This is a genomic window from Nocardia seriolae NBRC 15557 (genome assembly GCF_007990715.1).
Lineage (GTDB): Bacteria > Actinomycetota > Actinomycetes > Mycobacteriales > Mycobacteriaceae > Nocardia > Nocardia seriolae.
Map to the genome: position 1 here is coordinate 21,364 of NZ_BJWY01000099.1, position 8,146 is coordinate 29,509.

8 protein-coding genes are annotated in these 8,146 nt (G+C 69.6%); 3 read left to right on the forward strand and 5 right to left on the reverse strand.

The genetic code is table 11. From position 1 onward, the window contains the following. Positions 1-70 precede the first annotated feature (70 nt). Complete coding sequence (locus tag NS2_RS25720) at positions 71-934, forward strand: sterol desaturase family protein (protein ID WP_033089933.1); 864 nt, start codon at positions 71-73, stop codon at positions 932-934. Here the strand turns inward: NS2_RS25720 and NS2_RS25725 are convergent. The 4 genes from NS2_RS25725 to NS2_RS25740 are packed head-to-tail and all read right to left on the reverse strand — an operon-like array spanning position 929 to position 5,482. Continuing rightward, positions 929-1,324, reverse strand: coding sequence for an NUDIX domain-containing protein (locus tag NS2_RS25725; protein WP_036547564.1), 396 nt, complete (start codon positions 1,322-1,324; stop codon positions 929-931). The genes NS2_RS25720 and NS2_RS25725 overlap by 6 nt on opposite strands. 23 nt (positions 1,325-1,347) lie before the next feature. Further along, positions 1,348-3,318, reverse strand: a complete 1,971-nt coding sequence (locus NS2_RS25730) for an acetoacetate--CoA ligase (protein ID WP_033089942.1) — start codon at positions 3,316-3,318, stop codon at positions 1,348-1,350. After that, entirely contained in the window at positions 3,315-4,085 is a 771-nt protein-coding gene (locus NS2_RS25735; RefSeq protein WP_033089931.1) for a 3-hydroxybutyrate dehydrogenase, read from the reverse strand. Before NS2_RS25735 ends, NS2_RS25730 begins: the two co-directional genes overlap by 4 nt. Beyond that, a complete protein-coding gene (locus NS2_RS25740) occupies positions 4,082-5,482 on the reverse strand; it encodes an MFS transporter (RefSeq protein ID WP_033089930.1) in 1,401 nt (466 codons plus the stop codon). Before NS2_RS25740 ends, NS2_RS25735 begins: the two co-directional genes overlap by 4 nt. A gap of 139 nt (positions 5,483-5,621) precedes the next feature. Between NS2_RS25740 and NS2_RS25745 the strand changes: the two genes are divergently transcribed. Beyond that, positions 5,622-6,554, forward strand: coding sequence for a LysR family transcriptional regulator (locus tag NS2_RS25745; RefSeq protein ID WP_228102845.1), 933 nt, complete (start codon positions 5,622-5,624; stop codon positions 6,552-6,554). A gap of 75 nt (positions 6,555-6,629) precedes the next feature. Here the strand turns inward: NS2_RS25745 and NS2_RS25750 are convergent, their stop codons facing one another. Then, positions 6,630-7,658 (reverse strand): asparagine synthase-related protein, encoded by a 1,029-nt coding sequence (locus NS2_RS25750; protein ID WP_033089928.1) that lies wholly within the window; start codon positions 7,656-7,658, stop codon positions 6,630-6,632. Positions 7,659-7,806: 148 nt separating this feature from the next. Between NS2_RS25750 and NS2_RS25755 the strand changes: the two genes are divergently transcribed. Then, positions 7,807-8,142 carry a hypothetical protein gene (locus NS2_RS25755; RefSeq protein ID WP_146162551.1) on the forward strand — a complete coding sequence of 112 codons (336 nt, stop codon included), beginning with the start codon at positions 7,807-7,809 and terminating at the stop codon, positions 8,140-8,142. The last annotated feature ends 4 nt before the right edge of the window (positions 8,143-8,146 follow it).

The following is an 8,146-nucleotide window of genomic DNA, read 5'->3' on the forward strand; positions in this document are numbered from 1 at the left end:
ATTGCGCCTACGCTCGATTCACGAGGTGTGACGGTGCGGTCGCATCGCAGGATGTGGAAGTGAAGACGCCGTGGGACTCTGGGATCAGATCAATCAGCCGGTGACCTACGCGGTGCCGTTCTTCGTGCTGGCGCTGGTGGTGGAGGCGTGGTCGCTGCGGGCCGAGCGGCACGACCGGGTCGGGTACGACCGGGTGGATGCGCGGAACAGCCTGGTGATGGGGGCGGTTTCGGTGCTGGTCAACGGCGGGGCGAAGCTGGTCGCGATCCTCGGGTACTCGGTGCTGTGCGTGCACGCGCCTTGGCGGGTGGATCCGCACGATCCGTGGGCGTGGGTCGCGGTCATGGTGGCGGTGGATCTGCTCTGGTACGCCTATCACCGTGTGTCGCACCGGGTTCGGCTGGTGTGGGCCGCACATCAGGTGCACCACAACAGCCGCTACTTCAACTACGCGACCGCACTGCGGCAGAAATGGAATCCATGGTTCGAGCTGCTGGTGTGGACTCCGCTGCCGGCGCTGGGAGTGCCGCCGTGGATGCTGTTCACCGCGTGGTCGTTCAACCTGGTCTACCAGTTCTGGGTGCACACCGAGACCATCGGGCTGCTGCCCCGCTGGTTCGAATTCGTCTTCAACACCCCGTCTCACCATCGCGTCCACCACGCCAGCGACCCGCATTACCTGGACAAGAACTACGGGGGCATCCTCATCCTGTGGGACCGGATGTTCGGCACCTTCCGGGCCGAAACCTCCCGTCCCACCTACGGTCTCACCAAGAACATCGACAGCACCAACGTGTTCACGCTGCAGTACTACGAATTCGGCTCGCTGTGGCGGGACCTGCGCTCCAGCGGGCGAATCCGGCACCGGCTCGGCTACGCCTTCGGCCCGCCGGGCTGGCAGCCCGCGGAGCTGCGCCCGGTCACTTCGTCATAGGCCCAGGACCGCGGCGCGGAAGTGGTCGGCGAGGCCGAGAGTGCGCGCCTGTTCCGGTGTGACCCAGGCGTGGTCGTCGTGTTCCTCGGGGTTGAGGGTCACGGTCCGGGGCTCGCGCTCGGCCACCTCGTACACCCGCGCGTGGATGCGCAGGGGCCGCCCGGCCACATCCATCCACGAATGCGCCGAGCGCTCCCCGAGCACCTCGACCGCCAGACCTGTCTCCTCCCCGACCTCCCGCACCGCGGCGGCCTCCGGGTGCTCGCCGGGATCGACTCCGCCGCCGGGCAATTCCCACCGCCCGGCCAGGAATACGCCCGCCGCGCGGCGGACTACCAGGACCGTGCCGGACCGTTCGATCCGGCAGTACACCAACTGCTTCTCCTCCACTCGATCATCATGACCGACCCGGGTCAGCGCGCGGGCGGCCGGTGGTCGAGGTACCACGCCAGCAGCGACGGGTCGTCGACCGCGGCGGGGTCGACCACGCGAGCCGGATCCGCGCCCTGGAGCAGGCGTTTGAGCGGAACCTCGAGTTTCTTGCCGGTGCGGGTGTGCGGAATGCCGGGGGCCGCGATGATCTCGTCGGGGACGTGCCGGGGCGAGAGTTCGGTGCGGATGGCCGCGACGATCCGGTGCCGCAGTTCGTCGGTGAGCTCCACGCCGGGGGCGGGCACCACGAACAGCGGCATCCAATACCCGGCGTCGGGCTGCTCGACACCGAGCACCAGGGCTTCGGCGACTTCCGGCAGGGATTCGACGGTCTGGTAGATGTCCGCGCTGCCCATGCGGATGCCATTGCGGTTGAGGGTGGAATCGGAGCGGCCGTGAATGGTGATGCCGCCGTGGGGCGTCCGGATGATCCAGTCGCCGTGCCGCCACACGCCGGGGTACATGTCGAAATAGGCGTCGCGGTAGCGGGTGCCGTCCGGATCGTTCCAGAAGGCCACGGGCATCGACGGCATCGGCCGCGTGATCACCAGTTCGCCCACCGCGCCTTCGACGGCACGGCCGGACGCGTCCCAGGCTTCCAGTGCCACACCGAGATACGGGGCCGACAGCTCACCGGGACGGACCGGGACGGTGCGGACACCGCCCATGAACGCCGAGACCACATCGGTGCCGCCGCTGATCGAGGAGACGGGGATGTCACCGACATTGTCGCGCAGCCAGATCGACGAGGTCGCCGGGAAGGCCGAGCCGGTGATGCCGATCTGGCGCAGGGCGCTCAGATCGTGCGCCACCGCCGGGCGCGCGCCCGCCTTCTCACTGCCCAGGACGTAGCCGGGGCTGGTGCCCAGGACGGTGGTCCGGGTGCGGGCGGCCAAGGCCCACAGGGCATCCGGGGCGGGATGGGTGGGGCTGCCGTCGTAGCAGACGATGGTCGCGCCCGCGAGCAGGCCCGAGACCTGGAAGTTCCACATCATCCAGCTGGGGCTGGTGTACCAGAAGAAGGTGTCGCCGGGCCCGATATCCGATTGCAGTGCAATGGCTTTGAGATGCTCGAGCAGGACGCCGCCGTGGCCGTGCACGATGCCCTTGGGTTTGCCGGTGGTGCCCGAGGAATAGAGCACCCACAGCGGATGCTCGAAATCGACCGGCACCGGGGCGAGCTCGGGCGGTTCCGGTGCGAGCGAGTTCTCGGTGGTGTCGTTCCAGTCGAGGACCTCCGGCGCGGTGCCGCCGAGCCGCGACACCAGCACGGTCGCCCGCAGCGTCGGCAGACCCGCACGCAGCGCGGCGATTTCGGCGCGCTTGTCGTGCGCCTTGCCGCAGTACCGGTAGCCGTCGGCGGTGACGAGCACCGCCGGCTCCAGCTGGCCGAGGCGGTCCAGCGCCGCCGCGGCCGTGTAATCCTGGCCGCACGCACTCCAGATCGCCCCGATGCTCGCGGTGGCCAGGAAGGCGATGACGGCCTCCGGAATATTGGGCAGGTAACCAACCACCCGGTCACCGGGCCCGACCCCGAGATCGCGCAGCGAGCGGGCGAGAACCGCTGTGCGGGAGAGCATTTCCGCCCACGACAGTTCCCGGACCGGGGTGTCCTCGCTCAACGCGATGATGGCGGGCCGATCGGTGCGCGCGTGGCGCGCCACCTGATCGACATAGTTGACGCGGGTGCCCGGAAACCACCGAGCCCCCGGCATCTCACGCGAGCCCAGCACCTCGACCGGTGCCGCGCCCAGTTCGAAGTACTCCCACACCATCCACCAGAACCCGGCGATATCGTCGACCGACCACTGCCACAGCTCGTGATAGTCGTTGGCCCGAATCCCGTAGCGCCGCTCCACATATCGCGTGAAGTCGGTGATCCGGGCCGCCGCGATATCGCGCTCGCTCGGCACCCACTGGGGCACGCCCGCCGCCTCGGCCAGTTCGATCATCGGGCGCTCCATCCGCCGTCCATGGTGTACGAGGCCCCGGTCACCATGCGGGCCGCGTCGGAGGCCAGCCAGCCCACCAGCGAGGCCACCTCGTCGGGTTCCACCAGTCGTTTGATCGCGTTGTCGGTCAGCATGATTCGCTCCATCACCTCCTGCTCGGGAATGCCGTGCGCGAGGGCCTGGTCGGCGATCTGCTTGTCCACCAGCGGGGTTCGCACATAGCCGGGATTGACGCAGTTGCTGGTCACCCCGTGCGGCCCGCCCTCGAGCGCGGTCACCTTGGACAGGCCCTCCAGCGCGTGCTTGGCGGTCACATAGGCCGCCTTGAACGCCGAGGCCCGCAATCCGTGCACCGAGGAGAGATTGATGATCCGGCCGTACCCCCGCTCGTACATGTGCGGCAGGGCGGCACGGGTGAGCAGGAACGGCGCTTCCACCATGAGCGCCAGCATGAACCGGAACCGTTCGGGCGGGAAGTCGGCGAGCGGGCTGACGGTCTGCACCCCGGCGTTGTTGACCAGGATGTCGGTGCGCAGGCTCAGCTCCTCGAGCGCGGTCACCTCCGACAGATCCACCTGCCAGGCGTGGCCGCCGAATTCGGCGGCCACCTTCTCCGCACCGTCACCGTCGATATCGGCGACGGTCACCTCCGCCCCGCGGGCGGCCAGCTCGCGGGCGCAGGCCGCCCCGATGCCGCTCGCGCCGCCCGTCACCAGCGCCGTCCGCCCCGCCAGCTCGCCGAGTAGGGGTCCGGTCGTCTCCGTCATGCCACCGTCACCTTCGAATCGTTGTGCGCCGCCGCGCGTTCCGCGTCGGCCCGGTCGATGTCCTCCAGATCCACGCCCTTGGTCTCCCGGGCGCACAGCACCGCCACCACGGTGACCGCGGCCGCACCCGCCAGGTACCAGGCGATCGGGACCGAGGACTTGTAGTCCGCGAGCAGCCGCACCGCGATGATCGGCGCGAGCGAACCGGCCACCAGCGAGGTCACCTGATAGCCCAGGGACACACCGGAATACCGCATCCTGGTGGGGAACATCTCGGCCATGATCGCGGGCTGCGCGGCGTACATGAAGCCGTGGAAGATCAGGCCGATCACGATGACCGACAGGATGATCGCGTTGTTCTTGCTGTCCATCATCGGGAAGGCGAAGAAGCCCCAGGTGCCCGCCGCGATCGCGCCCACCAGGTAGACCGGCTTGCGGCCGAAGCGATCCGAGAGCCGCCCGATCTGCGGGATGACCAGGAAGTGCACCGCGTGCGCGACCAGCAGCCACCACAGGATCACCTTGGTATTGGCCCCGACGTGCACCTTCAGATACGTGATCGAGAAGGTGACGACCAGGTAGTACATGATGTTCTCGCCGAAGCGCAGCCCCATGGCGGTGAGCACTCCGCGCGGATACCGCTTGAGCACCTCGAGCGCGCTGATCGAGGCCGCCTTCTCCTGTTCGGCGAGCTGTTGCGCGGCCAGGAAGATCGGCGCGTCGGTGATCTTGGTACGCACGTAGTAGCCGATCAGCACGACCACCGCCGACAGCCAGAAGGCCACCCGCCAGCCCCAGGACAGGAACGCCGCGTCCGAGAGCGTGGAGGTCAGCACCAGCAGCACGACCGTCGCGAGCATATTGCCCAGCGGTACCGCCGCCTGCGGCCACGCCGCCCAGAACGCGCGCCGGCGGCTCGGGCTGTGCTCGGCGACCAGCAGCACCGCGCCACCCCACTCGCCGCCGATGGCGAAGCCCTGCACGAAACGCAGCACCACCAGCAGCAGCGGGGCCAGGTAGCCGACCTGGTGGAAGGTCGGCAGGCAGCCCATCAGGAAGGTGGCCGCGCCGACCAGCACCAGGCTCAGCTGGAGCAGTTTCTTGCGGCCGTGCTTGTCGCCGTAGTGCCCGAAGACGATGCCGCCCAACGGCCGGGCCGCGAAGCCGACCGCGTAGGTGATGAACGCCGCCAGAATGGCGTCGAGGTCATTGCCGCCCTTGGCGAAGAAGACCTTGCTGAACACCAGCGTGGCCGCGGTGCCGTAGAGAAAGAATTCGTACCACTCGACCACGGTCCCCGCCATGGACGCGGCGACCACCCGCCGCAGACCGGCCAGTCCGCCACCGGCTTCCGGCTGGGTTCCGGCCGCTTCCGGCGGTGTTTCCCGGACGCTCATCGCGCAACTCCTTCACGCTCGGGCCGCACCACCCGCTTCTGTGATGTGGCCCACAAACTTTGATGCCACGTAATATTCATGCACACCCTTCCCCCGGGCAATGCCCAGTTACGCAGCCACAATCTGCAAAAATGCAGAAATGAGCGTGAATCCCGCCACACACCGCCCGAGCCCGGATGACCTGCTGGTGTTGCTCGCGGTCGGCCGGACCGGCCGCTACGTGTCGGCGGCGGAAGAGCTGGGCATCAACCACACCACCATCGCGCGCCGCATCGCCGCGCTCGAGCAGGCCCTGGGCGGGCGGGTGCTGACCCGCGCCACGGGCGGCTGGGAGCTCACCGACCTGGGCCGGGAGGCGCTCAGCGCCGCGGAGGCCATCGAATCCGCGGTCCGCTCACTGACTTCCGACACCCCGACACTCGAGGGCGTGGTCCGCATGTCGGCCACCGACGGCTTCAGCGCGTATCTCGCCGCGCCCGCCATCGCCGCCGTCCAGCGCCGCCACCCCGGGCTCACGGTGGAGATCGTGACCGGCACCCGCATGGCCTCGGTGCAGCGCTCGGGTTTCGACATCGAGATCGTGGTGGGCACACCGCAGCTGCGCCGCGCCCGCGCCATACCGCTGGGCGACTACGCCCTCGCGCTCTACGCCTCGCGCGGGTATCTCGCCGACCATCCCGCCCCGCGCACCGTCGGCGAGCTCTCGGGCCATCCGCTGGTGTACTTCATCGACTCCATGCTCCAGGTCGACGATCTGGATCTGGCCCCGACCTTCGCACCCGCCATGCGCGAATCCATTTCCTCCACCAATGTTTTCGTGCACGTGGAGGCCACCCGCGCGGCCGCGGGCATCGGGTTGCTGCCCTGCTACATGGCCGAGCTGCACCCCGATCTGATCCGCGTACTGCCCGAAATCGCCGTCCGCCTGACCTACTGGCTCGTCGCCCGCGCCGAGACGCTGCGCCGCCCCGAGGTCGCGGCCATCGTCGAGGCACTGCGCGCACAGGTCCACGCCCGACGCGACATGCTCATGGGCTCGGCCGCGGCCACCGTCGAATTCATCCAGCCCTGACGTGCATTCAAGATCAGGGAGTTCTCACTGCGGAGAATCGTCCGGATTCCCTCGGTGAGAGCTCCCTGATCTCGGTCAGTCGCGGCGGGTGTCGGCGAGGCGGGCCAGGAAGAGGCGGGTGGCGACGGATTCGAAGGGCTCGGTGAGGGGGTCGGTGTAGGTGCGCGCGCCGGGGAGGTTCGCCGCGGCCAGGCGGGCGGCGTCCGCGAGTGCGCCCATGATGCCCGCGGAGCGCTGGATCGCGGACTTCTTCGACCAGGCCAGGGGTCGCACGGAGGCGGGCAGCAGCCCTTCGCAGGCGATCCGGACACAGAGCTTGTCCACGGGGGTGCCGTCGTGTGTGCCGAACAGCGCTGGGGGCGCGAAGGTTTCGGCCATTTCCCAGAAGCGGAGCGTTTGGAAGGCATGGACGACGCGGGCGGCGCGGGCGCCCAGGATTCGGGGGTAGAAGTCCGGGACCAGGCGGGCGCGGGTGAAGTTGTGCGCGGACTCCGTGCGGACGACGCGGTCGAGTTCCGCGGTGGCGGCGGGCGAATCGATCGGGGCGGCGAGGGTTTTGCCGCCCGCGAAGATCGCGTCCGCGCCGCTGCCGGTGAGGATCGGGCCGGGGGTGCCGAGGCGGTCCAGCACGGGGCGGATCGCGAGCATGGGGACGGCATACGAAACCTCCCACAGCTCGGGCACTTCCAGGCGGGCCATCGCCTCGGTGGCCAGCGCCACCACGGTGGGTCCGTCGAGTTCGACGATGTCGTGGGTGAGCCCCAGCGCGGCGGCCACCGCGGCCGCGTGCGGCCGGTCGGTGCCGTCGGCGGTGGCGACCGTGATCGCGTGCGGGCGGTGGCCCAGCTCGACGGCGGTGGCGGCCAGCAGGATCGAGTCGACGCCGCCGGACAGCAGCAGGATCGGGTCGCCGGGCATGGCCGCGAAGACCGCCCGCAGGCGATCGCGAGTTTCGGCGGCGACCAGTGCGGCCGCGTGCGCGGGGTCGGTCACCCGGCGCGACCGCGGGTCGGGGGTGCCGATATCGCGCAGGTCGGCGACGAATTGCAGGGGTTCGCCGCTGTGCGCGGCGCGAGCTGTTCGGTCTTCGGCCTGTCGTCCCACGGTGTCCCAGCCTAGAGGGGTCGCGATGGCGGTTCGGAATTCCCAGCTGGGACATAGGCGAGACCCATCGCGCTCCGATCCGCGCACATTTTGATGGTCGTCGGGTCGGCCGAGCGGCCGGTCCTACCTCCGAGAAAGGTTTCGCGTCTTGAACTCCTCGTCCAGCACGAATTCCTCGACGACTCCCTCCCGTATGCGGCGGCTGACCGCCCGCGTGGCGGTGGCCGGCGCCCTGGCCGCGGTTCCGCTCGCGGCGCTGGCCATCCCCGCCTCGGCCGCCACCACCGACAACGGCGCGCCGGCCGTCAGCCAGATCGCCGACCCGGATTGGAACCACGGCCGCGGCGACCAGGACCGTGGCGACCGCGCCGGCGGTAACCACGACCGCGGCGACCAGGACCGCGCCCACCCCGGCGACCGTGACCAGGGCCCCGACCAGCCCCGGCAGCAGCCCTTCCCCCTCCCGCCGACCGGCTCCGCCTAGTACT

Coding starts and splice junctions, on each gene's coding strand:
- NS2_RS25730 (WP_033089942.1), bottom strand. CDS start 3,318: ATGATCGAACTGGCCGAGGCGGCGGGCGTGCCCCAGTGGGTGCCGAGC.
- NS2_RS25735 (WP_033089931.1), bottom strand. CDS start 4,085: ATGACGGAGACGACCGGACCCCTACTCGGCGAGCTGGCGGGGCGGACG.
- NS2_RS25740 (WP_033089930.1), bottom strand. CDS start 5,482: ATGAGCGTCCGGGAAACACCGCCGGAAGCGGCCGGAACCCAGCCGGAA.
- NS2_RS25745 (WP_228102845.1), top strand. CDS start 5,622: ATGAGCGTGAATCCCGCCACACACCGCCCGAGCCCGGATGACCTGCTG.